This window comes from Sorangium sp. So ce131 (assembly GCF_051519095.1).
Lineage (GTDB): Bacteria > Myxococcota_A > Polyangia > Polyangiales > Polyangiaceae > Sorangium.
Genome location: NZ_CP150455.1, coordinates 9,722,633 through 9,736,892, shown reverse-complemented (window position 1 = coordinate 9,736,892; position 14,260 = coordinate 9,722,633). Strand labels below are relative to the sequence as shown.

The window sequence follows — 14,260 nt, the reverse complement described above, 5'->3', positions numbered from 1 at the left end:
GCTCGGCCGCGCTGACTTCTCCCGTTCGGCGCGAGTAGACTGGTCGGGTGAGCGACAGGCGACTCACGGCCTTGGAGCCGACGCCCCGCACGGAGCGCAGCGAACAAAGCCAGAGATCCGGGTTCGTGTCCGCGCCGCAGCGCATCGCCGGCCGCTACGAGATCCTCGGGCTGCTCGGCGCCGGCGGGATGGGGAGCGTGTACCGCGTGCGCGACGTCGAGCTCGACGAGGTCGTCGCCCTCAAGATGCTGCGCCGCGATCTCGCCGACTCCGCCGGGATGCTCGATCGCTTCCGGCAGGAGGTGAAGCTCGCGCGGCGCGTGACGCACAGGAACGTCGCCCGGACGTTCGACTTCGGCGACCACGAGGGCGAGAAGTTCCTCACGATGGAGTGCGTCGACGGCGAGTCGCTGCACAACCTCGTCGCGCGGACGGGCCCGATGCCGGCGCAGCAGGTCATCGGCATCGGCTGCGCGCTCTGCGACGGCCTCGGCGCCGCGCACGCGGCGGGCGTCGTGCACCGCGACCTGAAGCCCGAGAACGTGATGCTCGACCGGAGCGGCCGGGTCGTCATCACCGATTTCGGCATCGCCCGCACCGCCGCGCAGAGCGCCGGCAAGACGTCGGGCTTCGTGCTCGGTTCGCCCGCGTACATGTCGCCCGAGCAGCTCACGGGCGAGCCCGACATCGACGCGCGCACCGACATCTACGCGCTCGGCATGATCCTCTTCGAGTGCCTGACCCAGCGGCGCGCGTGGCCGGGCGCCGGCGCGATCGCGTCCGCCATGGCCAGGCTGACGTCCCCGCCGCCGGACCCGCGCGTCGTCCGTCCGGACATCCCCCTCGCCGTCGCGGACGTCGTCCTGCGGTGCATGGCGATGCGGCGCGAGGATCGGTACGCCACGGCGGCCGAGGCCCACCGCGCGCTCCTGCTCGCGCGCTCGCGCGTGTCGATCTCGCCGCAGCCCGCCCCGGCCTCGGTCATCGCCCCCGCGCTCGCGTCCACGGGCGTGCCGACGGCGCCGCAGCCCATCGAGCAGAACGTGACCCGGGTCGCCGCGGCGCCGGAGGAGATCACCGCGCCGCAGCGGATGATGTCGCCCACGCTGGCGGCGCCCGCGATCGCGCCGGCGCCCACGCCCTCGTCCGCGCCCTCGTCGGCGTCCACGCCCTCGCCTTCGTCCACGCCCGCCCTGAAGACGGTGGCCGTGCTCCCGTTCCGCAACGCCGGCGCGCCGGACGACGAGTACCTCGCCGACGGCTTCACGGAGGACCTCACCGACACGTTGTCGATGACCGCCGGCCTCAAGGTGCGGCCGCGCGCCGCGGTGGCCCGGGTGCGCCTCGACGGCCGCGATCCCAGGGACGTCGGCCGCGAGCTCGGCGTGCAGGTCGTCGTCGAGGGGAGCCTCCGCCGCGCCGGCGGCACCCTCGTGCCCGACGGGCCGCGCTCGCAGCCCCCCGCCATGTCGTACACGCGGTCGCCGGCGTCGCGCCGCTCGGCCGGCGGCGTGCGCGTGACCGCGCGCGTCATCAGCGTCGAGGACGGATTCCAGATCTGGGCGAAGCGGTTCGACAGCTCGCCCGAGGCGCTGCTCACGGTGAGCGACGACGCCGCGCGCGCGATCGCCGAGGCGCTCACCGTCGACGCGGCCAGCCGCGAGCGCGAGGCGCCGAGCGACCCGCGCGCGATCGACCTGTACCTGCGCGCGCGCCACCAGCTCCGGCGCCTCTGGTACGGCGACGCGGCGCCGGCGGTCTCGCTCTTCGAGGAGGCGCTGTCGTTCTCCCCGAACGATCCGACCATCCTGTCCGGCTACGCCATCGCCAGCGCGCGGCTCATGGCCGCGCGCGGCGAGGGCCGGGCGCAGCTCGCGAAGGCCCAGCAGGCGGCCGAGCGGGCGATCGCGCTCGCGCCCTCGCTCGGCGAGCCGTGGGTGGCGCTCGCGACGGTCCGCTTCAGCGGCTGCGACCCGGTCGGCGCCGTCCCGGCGTTGCGCAGGGCGCTCCAGTGCGCGCCGAACCTGGCCAAGGCGCACGAGCTGCTCGGCCGCATCCTCATGGAGGCGGGGCTCGTCGACGAGGCGGTCTTCCGGCTCGAGACGGCGCTGTCGCTCGATCCGAGCGAGCTGTTCCCGCGGTGGGAGCTCGCGCGCGGCCGCGCCCTGCTCGGCGACTGGCAGGCGGCCGCCGCGCTGCTCGATCTGCCGGCCGAGGATCCGTCGAGCCGCTACCACAAGGCGGTCATGCGCGCCCGCTTCGGCCTCTGGCGCGGGAGCGCGTTCTCCATCGACGATCTGCCGCTCGCGACGGAGACCATCCCGATCCAGTACGCGCGCATCTACCGCGACGTGCTCGCGACGTCGCGGCTCTCGGACGACCACCGGGCGTTCTTGCGCGCGAAGGAGGAGGGCTCCGAGCCCGGCAGCCGCATCCGCCCGCTCTTCTTCCAGATGCACGCCGAGCTGCTCGCCTTCGTCGGCGACGACGAGGCGCTCTTCCGCGCCCTCGCCGGCGCGGTCGAGGCGGGGCTCTTCGACGCCCTCTGGATGCAGCGCTGCTCCGTGTTCGACGGCGCGCGCGCCGACGCGCGCTTCGCCCCGCTGCTCGCGCGGGTCGAGGAGCGCGCCGCGGCGATCCTCGCCGCGCTCAAGGCGTGATCGCGGTCAGCCCCCGCGCGTGTTCTTGGCCGCCTTGGAGACGGCGGGCATCAGCACGTCGCCCTCCACGCGCCCGGCGACGTCGAGCACGGTGCGCCCCTCCGCGTCGCGCCCCGGGCGCTCGCGCGTGTAGCGCTCCGCCGGGGCGGCGAGCACCACGCCGAGCTCGCGCGCCGCGGCGGTGAGCTCCGTCGAGAGCGCCTCCTCGATGAGCCGCGCCCGCTCGCCGCCCGGCGTGCCGCCGGGGATGGCCACGGCGACGGCCCCCACGACGTGCCCGTCGCGCGCGAGCAGCCCGTACGGCGAGCCCGTCTTCTGCGCGATCTGCAGCGCCACGCGCGCCGCCTCCGCGCGGCCCTTCGCGGCGGCGAGCGACGCCGCGCCGCGCCGGAGCAGCTCGCGCGCGTCCTCCGCCGGATCGCCGCGGTAGGTGTCGGCGAGCTCCGCGTTCTCTTTCCGCAGCCGCTTGACCTCGGCCTCGGCGGCCGCGAGCTCGGCCTCGTAACGCGACAGATCGATCGAGCTCATGGCGTCTTTCACCCTCGGTTCGTGAACAGGAGGCTCCCCGCGAGCAGCACCCCTGCCGCCGCGGCGCCGTACAGGCAATAGCGCGCGAGCGCCGCGTGGCCAGCGAGGTAGAGCTGTAGCCCCGCGAAGCCCGCGCCGATCGCGAGCGCCGCGTAGATGAGCTGCCGCACGCCCGTGTAGACGAGCGACGCGGCCTGGGCGAGGCCGCGGATCCGCACCTCGGCCTCGCCGCGGTTCGCGCGCGTGAGGTACTTGCGCAGGTCGTCCGGGATCGTCAGCGCCTTGATCCCCATGTCCTTCGCGGCCTCGAGCGCGATCTGGGCCCAGTCGCGGTTGCCGAGGACGAAGTCCTGGAGGTAGGGGCGCACGACGTCCATCGGGTTGAGGTCGGGATCGAGCTGCGTGCACACGCCGGCGAGGAGCAGGAGGGTGCGCTCGAGCAGCACGAAGTCGCGCGGCACGTGGAACGCCCCGGAGAGCTCCTTCAGGCCGATGTTCATGCGCCGCAGATCGATCAGGCTCTCGATGCCCTTCTGCGGGTCCAGCTTGATGTCCTTCAGGTTGAAGGACTCGAGCTTCACCTCGTCCTGGAAGCGCTGGTGGAAGAACTCGACCACCTTCTCGCTGACGTCGACGGTGTCCCGCCGCGAGAAGAAGCGCATCTTGCGGAGCGCCTTGATGATCTGCTCGGTGTCGCGGCGGATCACCGCCTCGAGGAACTCGGGGATGCCCTCGCGCATCTCCTGCGAGAGCTCGGCGACGGCGCCGAAGTCGAGCAGGATGAGCTCCCCGCCCGGCCCGACCAGCATGTTCCCGGGGTGCGGATCCGCGTGGTAGATGCCGTCGATGAAGATCTGCTGGCAGAAGACCTGCACGATCTTCCTGGCGAGGGCCTTGCGATCGACGCCGTGCGCTTCGAGCGCCGCGACGTCGCCCACCTTGATCCCCTCGACGAACGTCGTCGTCATCACCCGGCGCGTGCAGTAGGGCTCGATGGGGCGGGGGAACCGGACCTCCGGCTGGTTCGCGAAATTGTCGGCGATGCGCGTGATGTTCCTCGCCTCGCGCACGAAGTCGAGCTCCTCCAGGATCATCGAGCGGATCTGCTGGTGGTAGGCGTCGAGCCCCTGCACGGGGACGAAGATCGCGACGATCGACATGATGCGGCGGATCGTGCGCAGGTCGAGGCGGACGATCTCGTCGATGTCGCGGTGCTGCACCTTCACGGCCACGTGCGTGCCGTCCATGAGCCACGCCTCGTGGACCTGGCCGAGCGACGCGCTGGCGAGCGGCTCCTTGTGGAAGCGCGCGAAGATCTGCTCGATCGGCCGCCCGAGCTCCTCGGCGATGCGCGCGGCGATCTCGTCGTACGGGCGCGGCGGCACCTGGTCCTGGAGCCCCTCGAGCCCGGCGCGGAGCGTCGCCGGGAGGAAGTTCGCCATGATGCTGAGCATCTGGCCGACCTTGATGAAGAGGCCCTGGAGCTCGACGATGGTGCGCTCGATGCGGCGGGCGTTCTTCGCGTGGACGTCGTCGACGCGGTTCTTCGCCCACGCGTCGCCGAAGAGGCGCCGCAGGAAGAAGAACCAGAGGTAGCTCGCGATGACGACGAACGTCGTGAAGTACGCGCGGACGAAGCGCCCGCTCTGCGCGGCGTTCTGCCGGAACGTGCGCGGCGGCGCGGCGGGGCTCCGGGCGAACCCGCCCGTCGTGACGACCACCGGCGGCGGCGCGGCGGCGCCCGCGCTGCCCCACGCCGCGGGCGCGCCGTCCGCGCTGCCCGGCGCTGCAGGCGAGCCGTCCGCGCTGCCGCCCAGCGCCGCGGGCGCGCTGCCCAGCGCTGCAGGCGAGCCGTCCGCGTCGCCCGGCGTCGCATGCGAGCCGTCCGCGCCGTACGCGGCGCCGCGCGTGCGGTCGGTCGCGCCGGGGCGCTGCTCGTCGAGCGTGCGCGCAGGCTCGGCGGCCAGGCGGAGCCGTCCGGGGGACGAGCCCAGCTCTTCAGGGGCGGCGCTGTGGGACACCGCGGCAGCCTAGCATCGGTCGGCGTCGGCCCGCGAAAACGCGGGCGCGATGCAGCGCGCCATCGGGCGATCACGCGTCACGGGGAGAGGCGCGCATGGCGTCCGCGAGGGCGTCGTAGGCTGCGGGCCGCGCGCGGCGGATCGCGTCCGACGCGCGCGTCGGGTGGACCCGGCTCGTGAGCAGCACGCCGACGAGCTCCGCGTCCGGATCGATCCAGAGGCTCGTCCCGGTGAAGCCGAGGTGGCCGAACGTCCGCGGCCCGAAGCGGCCCCCGGAGCTCGGCCTCTCGCCGCTCCTCCCGTCGAACCCTGCGCGCAGCGACCCGCCCGGCCGCGGCTTGACGAGCTGCCACAGCTCGTCCCGCGAGAGCCACGCCGGGCGCTCGCCCGCGAGCGCCTCGAGCAGCGCGACTCCGAGCCGCGCCACGGACATCGCGTCCCCGAAGAGGCCCGCGTGCCCGGCCATCCCGTCCTGCGCGATCGCCCACGCGTTGTCGTCGTGCACCGCGCCGCGGATCACGCCGCCGCGCGACGCCACGTCCTCCGTCGGCACCACGCGCTCGTCGAACCGCGGATCCCGGCGCCGCAGCGCCCCGGCCGGCGCGATCTCGATCCCCAGCGGCCCGGTCACCTCGCGCTCGACGATCGCCTCGAGCGCCGCGCCGCCGCGCCGCTCGATCGCGGCGCCGAGCAGCAGGTACCCGAGGTCGCTGTAGACCGGCGGGAACCCTTCCGGCGGCGGGTCGCCCGCGCACCCCTCGCGCCGCGCGCCCGCGCAGACGCGGAGCGCCTCGACGAGCTCGATCCTCCCGATCTCGCCCCCGTCGCCGACGGGGTAGAGCAGGCGGTGGGCCTCCAGGCCCGCGCGGTGCGCCGCGAGGAGCTCGATCGGCACGCGCGCCGAGGGCGAGCCCGCGAGCTCGGGAAGCACTTCTCCGAGGGGCTCGTCGAGCCTCAGCGCGCCCGCGCGCGCGAGCCGGGCGAGCGCGAGCGCCGTGAGCGGCTTCGTCACCGACGCGAGGTCGAAGATCGCGTCGGCCGTCGCCGCGGGCGGTCTCGTGCCGCGCATCCCGGCCGGCGGGTTCTCCTCGAACCACAAGCGCCCCGCGCCCCCGAATCCGTACTGGACGGTCTCCCCGGTGCGCACGGCGGCGGCCACACAGGCGCAGGGGGCGGCGCGGTGTTCCTGGACCACGAGCTCCGCGACCGGCGTGAGATCGACGAGGTGTCTCCGGGGTATCGGGGTCGATTCCATGACCGAGGATGAAAAGGTTGGTGTGCCCCTGTCAAACAAGCTCGAGCGCGAGCCCGGACGGGGCTCGCCGAAAGGCGCGACGGCCCCTGAAAAGATCGGGCGGCGCGGGCGGTCCTGCTTCAGGATCCCGCCGTGACACGCCCTGCATGCGCCGAATCCCACTCTGCCCTCGCGGCGCTCGCCGCGCTTGCGGCGAGGTACAACGATCGCCGGCCTGATCGCTGGGCGCCGGTCCCTGCGCAGCTCGACGCGGCGATCGCGGAGGATCTCGAGCTGGCCGAGGCCGGCCGTGTCGCGCGCGCGCCGCTCGTGAACGAGCTCGTGCGCCGCTTCGATTTCCCGGCGCACTACCTGGACGCGATCCTGCTCGTGCCGCGCGAGCGCTTCGTCTTGCCGGAGGACATCGCGGCGTCAGCGGACGACACCCCGCTGCCGCTCGACCGTGCGGGCCAGGCGACGGTGAGCGCGCCGCACGCCTACCTGCTCACGTACAGCTTGCTCCGTCTCGTCCCTGGCGATCACCTCCTCGAGCTCGGCACCGGCACCGGCTACGGCGCGGCGCTCGCGCGCCGCATCCTCGGCCCGACCGGCCACGTCACCTCGATCGAGATCGACCCCGCCCTGCACGATCGCTCGGCGCGCCTGCTCGGCGCGCGCCCGGATCGCGGCCCTGACGGCGACGTCTTCTCGTGCAGCGTCGCCCCGCCGTCCCCGGAGGGCGCGAGCGCCACGCTCTTCTGCGGCGACGGCCGAGCGCTCGCCGAGCGTGTGCTCGCGGCCGCCCAGGCGTCGTCGAGGCCCTGGAAGGTCGCGGTCACGTACGCGTTGACGGAGCCCCCGCGCGCGCTCGAGGCCCAGCTCGCCGAGGGTGGCGCGCTGGTCGCCCCGGTCGGCGCGTGGGAGGGCCACCAGGATCTCCTGCGTGTGGAGTGCCGGAGCGGCGCGCTCGTCCGCGAGGTGCACGGCGCGGTCCGTTACGTCGCGGAGCGCGGCCACGGCTAGCTCCACGCGTCGGCGTCTCCCCCCGCACCTCCCCGCCGGAAGGAAGCTCCCGCATCCCCCCTGATCGACGTGAGCGCCGGCGGGGGTCTCCGCGCGGCGGGGGCGGGCGGGCGCGTCGAGCACCGACCGAGGTGCCATAAGGCTTCAGGAGGCTCGAGGTCTCAGGCGCGCCTTGTGTGGCGCGCGACGAAACGTCCCAGCTGGCATGGCCCGAAGGGAGACATGCCGGGCGGTGTTCTCACCGCAAGCGCTCACGTCCCAGCCTCGGCGGATGGCCAGCGCCCGCCCGCCCCCGCCGCGCGGAGACCCCCGCCGGCGCGTGCCGCTCGGCCCTCCCTCTGCATATCCGCCTTCCGCCCCCCTCGTCGCACCCCCCTCCGCCCCGTAGCCGATCGCGCCACCTCTTTGACCGTCGCCCTCCCGGAACTTTATCCTGGGCCTCCCGGAGGCCCCCGCCCCGGCGCGTCGGCGCGTCCCGCCGTGAACCAGGGAGAAGACCGAAGGCATTATGGCGGAGTTCGTTTGGGAGGCGCGCGGCCGCACCGGGGAGATCCGGAAGGGCACCATGGAGGCCGAGAGCGAGGCCGCGGTGCAGAACCGCCTCCGCGCTCAGCAGCTCAGCCCCACCCGGGTCAAGAAGAAGGGCGCCCAGTTCAGCCTGAGCCTGGGTTTCGGCTCCGGCGTCGAGGCGAAGGACCTGGTCAAGTTCATCCGCCAGTTCGCGACGATGATCGACGCCGGCCTCCCGCTGGTCCAGTGCCTCGAGATCCTCTCGAACCAGGAGCCGAACAAGATCTTCCAGGCCGCGCTGCGCGACATCAAGAACACCGTCGAGCAGGGCGCCACGTTCAGCGACGCGCTCCGGCGCCACCCGAAGATCTTCGACGACCTCTTCGTGAACCTCGTCCAGGCCGGCGAGGTGGGCGGCATCCTCGACAGCATCCTGAACCGGCTCGCGATCTACATCGAGAAGCGCGTCAAGCTCGCGCGGCAGGTGCGCGGCGCGCTCGCGTACCCGATCGCGGTCATCGTGATCATGATCGTCGTCATGGTCGTGCTGATGTCCTTCGTCATCCCGTCCTTCGAGACGATGTTCGCGGAGTTCGGCGCCAAGGACGCGCTCCCGCAGCTCACGAAGATCGTCATCGCGATGTCGAAGGCGTTCGTGTCCTACCTGCCGGTCATCATCGTGGCCGCGATCGGCGCCGTCGTCGGCGGGACGTACTTCTACCGCTCGCCGGCCGGCAAGCGCATGGTGCACCGCCTCATCCTCAGGCTGCCGATCCTCGGCCCGGTGATGCAGAAGATCGCCGTCGCGCGCTTCTCGCGCACGCTCGGCACGCTGCTCGGCTCCGGCGTGCCGATCCTCGACGCCCTCGACATCGTCGCGAAGACGGCCGGCAACGTCGTCGTCGAGGAGGGCCTCATGTACTCGCGCCAGAAGATCTCCGAGGGGAAGAACATGGCCGAGCCGCTCGGGGAGATGAACGTCTTCCCCGGCATGGTCGTGCAGATGGTCGCCGTCGGCGAGCAGACCGGCGCGCTCGACACGATGCTGAACAAGATCGCCGACTTCTACGAGGAGGAGGTCGACGTCGCCGTCTCCGCGCTCACCTCGCTGCTCGAGCCGCTGCTCATGGTCGTCGTCGGCGGCATGGTCGGCGTCGTGCTCATCTCGATGTACCTGCCGATCTTCGACCTCGCCGGCAAGATCAAGTCGGAATGACCCCGCCCTCGGCCGCTCCGGCGGGCCTGGGCGGCGGCGCCGGCGCGGCGCTGGGGCAAGCCGAGGCGGGCTCGCCGCCGGGCGCGCTGGCCGCGGAGCCGCTCCGCGCGAGCGCGCCCGGGAGCGCCGAGGCGCCGCTCGCCAGCCGGCTCACCTGGCTCACCGCGCTGCGCCTCGTCGTGCTCACGGTCTTCCTGATCGTGACCGCCGCGGTCTACCTCGGCGGCTTCACCCCGGGCGGCTTCTCCAGCATCGTCGCGCTCGTGACCGTCGCCGCCGCGTACGGCGTCGCGGGGATCTACGCCGTGTTCCTGCGCATGAACCGGGCCCTCCGCGCGATCTCCCGGGCGCAGCTCGTGACGGATCAGATCACCTGGACCGCGCTCGTGTACATCACGGGCGGGGCCACGAGCGGCGCGACGTCGCTCTACGGCCTCACCTGCCTCACGGGCGCGATCCTCCTCGGCCTCCCCGGCGCGATCGTCGCGGCGGTGTCGGGCGCGGTCGCGTACGTGATGCTCTGCGCCGCGCTCGGCCTGCGCCTGCTCGGCGTGCCGCCGGACCAGCCCGCCGGCGCGTACGTCACGCAGTGGGGCGAGCTCCGTTACCCCGTGTTCGTCAACCTGCTGGCGATCGTGGTGGTCACGTGCCTCGCGAGTTACCTCGCCGAGCGGCTGCGCGCGACCGGCGGCCGGCTCGTGCAGGCCACGGCGCGCGCCGAGCAGGCCGAGCGGCTCGCGGCGCTCGGCCGCCTCGCCGCGGGCCTCGCCCACGAGATCCGCAACCCGCTCGGCTCGATCGCCGGCTCGATCGAGCTCCTCCGGACGGGCGGCACCCTCTCCGACGAGGACCGCGCGCTCTGCGAGATCATCGAGCGCGAGACGGCGCGCCTGAACGACCTCGTCGGCGACATGCTCGACCTGTCCCGCCCGCGGGCGCCCGCGCTCGAGGAGGTCGACCTCTCGACGACGGCCCGCGACGTGGTCGTGCTCGCCGGCCGATCCGGCCGCGGCGGCGACGTCGAGGTCCGCTACGAGGGGCCGTCGTCCGCGCTCGTGGCCGCCGACGCCGCCCAGATGCGTCAGGTCGTCTGGAACCTCGTGCGCAACGCGATCCAGGCGAGCTCCGCGGGCGCCGTCGTGACGGTGCGCCTCTGGCGCGACGGGGCGGCCTGGCTGCTCGAGATCCGCGACCAGGGCAAGGGGATCCCGGCGGGCGCGCGCGACCGCCTCTTCGACGCGTTCTTCACGACGCGCACGCACGGCATGGGCATCGGCCTCGCGGTGGTGAAGCGGATCCTCGACGACCACGGCTTTGCGATCGAGGTCGACAGCCGCGAGGGCGAGGGCACCGCGTTCCGCGTGAAGATCCCGGACCGCCCCGATCCCGCGCGCGCCGGTGAATAGCCCGCCGCTCCCCTCGTCTCCCCCTGGAGGGCGGACCGCGCTGACGGATTCCGGTCTCTTTTCGCGGCGTTGGTGGAGAGCACGGACCGGACGGCGGCGCGCCGCGGACGTCCCCGTCCGACCTGGCAGACCGTTTGCGCAGGGATGAGGCGAGCGTTAAAGCGACCTGAGGATCGCGCGCTGCTCGCGGGCACAAGAAGGAGAACCACAGTGACACGCAGGATGAACCACCTCTTCGCGGCGGCGTTCACGCTGGCCGCGCTCACGCTCGGCCAGGCGGGCCTCGCGAGCGCCGGGCCGGCGACGGACGTCGTCAAGGCCAAGCAGACGGTCCTGTTCGACCTCCTGAAGAAGGGCGGGGGCGAGGACCAGAAGAAGATCGGCGCGATCTTCGACGAGATGCTCGACTACTCGGCGCTGGCGGAGAGCTCGCTCGGCAGCGAGTGGGCCGCCCGGAGCGAGGCCGAGAAGGCCCAGTTCAGCGACCTCCTCAAGCAGCTCGTGCGCAAGGCGTACGAGCGCAACCTGAAGAAGACGCTCAACTTCAACATCGAGTACCTCGGCGAGACCGAGAGCGGCGGCGTCCAGACGGTCAAGACCAAGGCGGTCTCCAAGACGAACGCGCGCGAGGAGCCGGTCGAGATCACCTTCAAGCTCGCCCAGAAGGGGGGCACCTGGCTCGTGCGGGACATCGTGACCGAGGGCGTCAGCCTGGTGGGGAGCTACCGCGCCCAGTTCACGAAGATCATCAAGAAGGACGGGTTCCCGGCGCTCCTCCAGAAGATGAAGGACAAGCTCGCCAAGGGCGACGTCTGACCGGCCCACCGCCGGGACCCCCCTCCGTATCCCCCGTCCCGCACCGGCCCTTCCCGCACAGGATCACGCGCCCGCGCAGCGCGGCCGCTCCCGGCGCCCGCCTGCAGGGGTGGCGCCGCCCGGCGCTCGCTCCCGCGCCTCTCCCTCCTCCCTGCCGCGAACTCGCCTGAATTGCCGCAGCGTTGGTAGCCTTGTCCGGTATGGCTGCTGGACCGAAGCGCGGCCGCGCGGCGCGCGCGCTGGGCCTCGCGCCGTCGCTGCGCGCGCTCGCGCCCGGCGGCGGTGCGGCCCCGCGCCCGCCCGACGACCGCCCCGTCCTCCGGCTGGCCGTCAGCAAGGGGGCCCTGGCGATCGAGCTCGGCGAGCCGTTCGCGATCGGCCCGGTCCGCGTGACCGAGCTCGTGGTGCGGCTCGCCGGGATCCGCTTCCCGGTCGATCTCTCCGGCGGCGTCGCGCGGTTCCGGCACCGGCGCGGGGAGCTCGCCCGGATCGCCGTCGAGGCGCAGGCGGCCGACCTCGCCGCCTGGGCTGCGCCGCGGCTCCGCGGCTTCCTCGGCGACGGCGCGCCGCAGCTCCTCATCGCGCCGATCGAGGCCGGCGCGCTGGTCGCCCTGCGCGACGGCGAGGCGGCGCTCGCGTTCGACGTCGCGATCGCGCCCTCGGAGCGCGCGCTCAGGCTCATGCCGGAGCGCGCCCGCGGCGTCGGCCTCGGCGCCCCCCCGCACGCGCTCGCGCTCCGGGCGCTCGCGGCGATGGCGGGCGCGCACGGGCGCCTCGTGGAGGGCGCGGTCGTGCTGGACGACCCGGTGGCGCGGCTCGTCCGCCAGCTGCTCCCGGCGGCGGGCGCGAGGGCGCCCGCGGTGGCGGGCGTGGGGTGGTCGGCGGTCGTCGCCGAGGCGGGCCGCCTCCGCGTCGAGGGCGCGCAGGGCGCGGCGCCCCCCGCGCTCGGCGACGCCGCGCTGCGGGCGCTCGAGACGGCCGAGCTCGCGGGCGACGCGGATCGCGCCGCGCTCGCGGGCGAGCTCGACGACGCGCGCCGCCTCTACCTCGCCGCGCTCGAGCGCGCCCCGCGGCACCCCGAGATCTCCTCGCGCCTCGCCTGGATCGACTTCGTGATCGGCGATCGCGCCGAGGGCGCCCTCTCGACGGTCGTCGAGGCGATGCCCGCCGTCGACGCCGGCCTCCTCGGCGGCGCGCTGCTCGCGGCGGTCGGCGATCGCGACGGCGCCTTCTCGGCGTTCGCCCGCGCCGCGAACGCGGAGCCCTTCGGCCCGCTCGCCGCGCTCGCGTGGCTGCGCGCCGCGGAGCTCACGGACGCGCACGACGTGCGCCTCGACGCGCTCAACCTCGGCGTCGCGCGCGCGCCCGGGCTGGAGTCGCTGCGCTGGGCGCGGCTCGAGGCGCGGCTCGACGTCGCCGACGTCCGCGGCGCGCTCGCCGACGCCGAGCACCTCGAGGCCGCGGCGCGCGGCGCCGACGCGCGCCACGCCGTCTGGCGCCGGGCCGCGGAGGCGTACCTCGCGCGGGGCTACGTGGCCGACGCGCGCGCGCTCTTCGAGCGGGCGCTCCGTTACGCCCCGGAGAGCCCGGAGGTGGTCGCGGGCCTCGCGCGCTCGCTGCGGGCGGCCGGGGAGGGGAGGCGCGCGCTCGACCTCCTCGCCCGGGCGCGCGCGCTCGCCGCGCGCGGCGCGGCGCCCACGGCCGCGCTCGACCTGGAGCTCGGCCGCGGCCTCGCGGAGCTCGTCGACGACCGTCCGGCGGCGGTCGCGCGCGTGCGGGCGATCCCGCCCGGCGCCCCGGAGGCGCTGGAGGCGCGCCTGCTCGAGGGCCGCTGGTGCGCTGAGCTCGGCGATCTCGGCGGCGCCTCGGTCGCGCTCGGGCGGCTGCGCGACGCGGTGGAGCTCGCGCTCCAGGGGCGCGCCCCCGAGGAGGCGGGCTCTGCTCGCGCGCCGGGGGCGCCGCTGCGCGACGGCCCTGCCGCGGTCGCGGCGATGCTCGCCGAGGCCGCCGAGATCGAGGAGCGGATCCGGGGCGATCTCCTCGCGGCGCAGCGCCACCTCGGCCTGGCGCTGCGCCTCCGGCCGCGGGATCCTCACCTCCTCGCCGCGTTCCGCCGCATCTCGAGCGAGCTCGCGCCCCCGCCCGCCGCGGCGCCGCGCCCTGCCCCGAGGCCTCACGCGACCGAGCAGCGGATCGAGGTGCACGTCGCCGCGCCGCGCCGCCGCTCGATCCCGCCCGGGTCGGTGGAGGTCGCGTCGGCGCGGCCCGCGCCTGCTCCTCCCGCGCCCGCGACCCCCACGTCGGCGACGCCCGCGTCGGCGACACCCGCGTCGGCGATCGCCGCGCCCGCGACCCCGGTGTCGGCGGCGCCCACGTCGCCGGGCCGGGTGTCGATCGAGGACATGAACACGGTGGCCAGCTCGGACACGTCCACGGATCTGGGCTCACCCGTGCCGAACAGCGTCACGCTGGCGGAGGGGCAGGTGCCTCTCCCGCGCGCGTTCGGCGTGGACGACGAGCTCCTCGCCGACCGGCTCGCGGATCGGCTCCGCGCCGACCCCACCGATCACGCCGTGGCGATGGCGCTGGCCGACGTGCTCGCGCGGCTCGGCCGCGATCTCGACCTCCTCGCCCTCCTGTCGGCGCGCATGGACGAGGGGGACGAGGCCGCCCGGCAGGAGGTCGCGCCGCGGCGCCGCGACGTGCTCGCGCGGCTCGCCGCGAGGGCGCGGCGCGAGGGGCGCGACTCCGAGGCGGAGCTCTACGAGATGCTGCTTCACTCCGAGCTGCCCTGAGCGACCGGCGGACGGCCGCCGGCGTGCGGCGACGTCTGCCGGCCTTCGGCC

The 14,260-nt window shown here is 74.6% G+C and carries 9 protein-coding genes; 6 read left to right on the top strand and 3 right to left on the bottom strand.

The window, feature by feature from the left end; all coding sequences use genetic code 11:
* The first annotated feature begins 47 nt into the window (after positions 1-47).
* Positions 48-2,660: a protein kinase domain-containing protein gene (locus WMF43_RS35205; protein WP_437671435.1), complete on the top strand. Its 2,613-nt coding sequence runs from the start codon at positions 48-50 to the stop codon at positions 2,658-2,660.
* A gap of 6 nt (positions 2,661-2,666) precedes the next feature.
* Here the strand turns inward: WMF43_RS35205 and WMF43_RS35200 are convergent, their stop codons facing one another.
* From WMF43_RS35200 to WMF43_RS35190, 3 genes are all read right to left on the bottom strand, one after another.
* Complete coding sequence (locus tag WMF43_RS35200) at positions 2,667-3,188, bottom strand: hypothetical protein (RefSeq protein WP_437671433.1); 522 nt, start codon at positions 3,186-3,188, stop codon at positions 2,667-2,669.
* Positions 3,189-3,196: 8 nt separating this feature from the next.
* Positions 3,197-5,209 carry an ABC1 kinase family protein gene (locus WMF43_RS35195; RefSeq protein WP_437671431.1) on the bottom strand — a complete coding sequence of 671 codons (2,013 nt, stop codon included), beginning with the start codon at positions 5,207-5,209 and terminating at the stop codon, positions 3,197-3,199.
* A 70-nt stretch (positions 5,210-5,279) separates the two neighbouring features.
* Positions 5,280-6,464: a serine hydrolase domain-containing protein gene (locus tag WMF43_RS35190; protein WP_437671429.1), complete on the bottom strand. Its 1,185-nt coding sequence runs from the start codon at positions 6,462-6,464 to the stop codon at positions 5,280-5,282.
* 132 nt (positions 6,465-6,596) lie between these two features.
* Here WMF43_RS35190 and WMF43_RS35185 point away from each other — a divergent pair, with 132 nt between their 5' ends.
* From WMF43_RS35185 to WMF43_RS35165, 5 genes are all read left to right on the top strand, one after another.
* Positions 6,597-7,466 (top strand): protein-L-isoaspartate O-methyltransferase family protein, encoded by an 870-nt coding sequence (locus tag WMF43_RS35185; RefSeq protein WP_437671427.1) that lies wholly within the window; start codon positions 6,597-6,599, stop codon positions 7,464-7,466.
* 508 nt (positions 7,467-7,974) lie between these two features.
* Entirely contained in the window at positions 7,975-9,192 is a 1,218-nt protein-coding gene (locus WMF43_RS35180; RefSeq protein ID WP_437671425.1) for a type II secretion system F family protein, read from the top strand.
* Positions 9,189-10,598: a sensor histidine kinase gene (locus WMF43_RS35175; protein WP_437671424.1), complete on the top strand. Its 1,410-nt coding sequence runs from the start codon at positions 9,189-9,191 to the stop codon at positions 10,596-10,598. Before WMF43_RS35180 ends, WMF43_RS35175 begins: the two co-directional genes overlap by 4 nt.
* Positions 10,599-10,808: 210 nt before the next feature.
* A complete protein-coding gene (locus WMF43_RS35170) occupies positions 10,809-11,414 on the top strand; it encodes an MlaC/ttg2D family ABC transporter substrate-binding protein (RefSeq protein ID WP_437671422.1) in 606 nt (201 codons plus the stop codon).
* Between the two features lie 200 nt (positions 11,415-11,614).
* Positions 11,615-14,209: a tetratricopeptide repeat protein gene (locus WMF43_RS35165; RefSeq protein ID WP_437671420.1), complete on the top strand. Its 2,595-nt coding sequence runs from the start codon at positions 11,615-11,617 to the stop codon at positions 14,207-14,209.
* Positions 14,210-14,260 lie beyond the last annotated feature (51 nt).

Coding starts and splice junctions, on each gene's coding strand:
- WMF43_RS35165 (WP_437671420.1), top strand. CDS start 11,615: ATGGCTGCTGGACCGAAGCGCGGCCGCGCGGCGCGCGCGCTGGGCCTC.
- WMF43_RS35190 (WP_437671429.1), bottom strand. CDS start 6,464: ATGGAATCGACCCCGATACCCCGGAGACACCTCGTCGATCTCACGCCG.
- WMF43_RS35180 (WP_437671425.1), top strand. CDS start 7,975: ATGGCGGAGTTCGTTTGGGAGGCGCGCGGCCGCACCGGGGAGATCCGG.
- WMF43_RS35175 (WP_437671424.1), top strand. CDS start 9,189: ATGACCCCGCCCTCGGCCGCTCCGGCGGGCCTGGGCGGCGGCGCCGGC.
- WMF43_RS35200 (WP_437671433.1), bottom strand. CDS start 3,188: ATGAGCTCGATCGATCTGTCGCGTTACGAGGCCGAGCTCGCGGCCGCC.